At 75.6% G+C, this 573-nt stretch carries 1 protein-coding gene; it reads left to right on the top strand.

The window, feature by feature from the left end; genetic code table 11:
* Positions 1 to 573: hypothetical protein (locus ACK4SE_RS14190; RefSeq protein WP_409694022.1), on the top strand; the 573-nt coding region annotated here is incomplete at both ends.

Below are 573 nucleotides of genomic sequence, written 5' to 3'. Positions count from 1 at the left end.
CTGCGGCTGGCGGACGAGCAGGCCGAGTCGGAGCTGCGCGCCGCCCTGCGCGTGGCGCAGGAGGAGCTGACGCGCATGCGATCCGACCGCGCGCGCCAGCAGGAGCTGGTGAACGCCATCGTGCGGCAGCGGGACATGTACCGCCAGCTGCTGAACGAGCCCGAGGTGGGCGTGCTGCAGGGGCAGCTGCAGGTGCACAGCGCGGCTACGCCGGCGCACCACCAGGTGCGCAAGCAAGTGGCCACGCCCGCGAGTGGCGGCGGTGGTGGCGGTGGCGGCGGCGGTGGCGGCGGCGGTGGCGGCGGCGGTGGCGGCGGCGGCGAGCTGGTGCTGGGCAGCACGCCGTCTCGGGCGCTGTCGGCGCTGCAGCGTGAGTACGGCGACTTCCGCGAGCAGCAGCGGCGCGTGGAGCAGGAGCTGGCGGAGGAGGCCAACCGGCTGCGCGCGGAGCTGAGCGAGCTGCGCCTGCGGGAGGCCAACGCGCAGGCCAACGCCAAGTACCAGGCGGAGCGCGTGACGGACATGGAGGCGCAGCTGGGCAACCTGCGCGCTGAGGTGGCGCGCGCGCAGGAG

The sequence above is a fragment of the Brevundimonas sp. genome (assembly GCF_046293315.1).
GTDB lineage: Bacteria > Pseudomonadota > Alphaproteobacteria > Caulobacterales > Caulobacteraceae > Brevundimonas.
The sequence above is the reverse complement of the archived record's forward strand: the minus strand, read 5'-3'. Positions and strand labels throughout refer to the sequence as shown.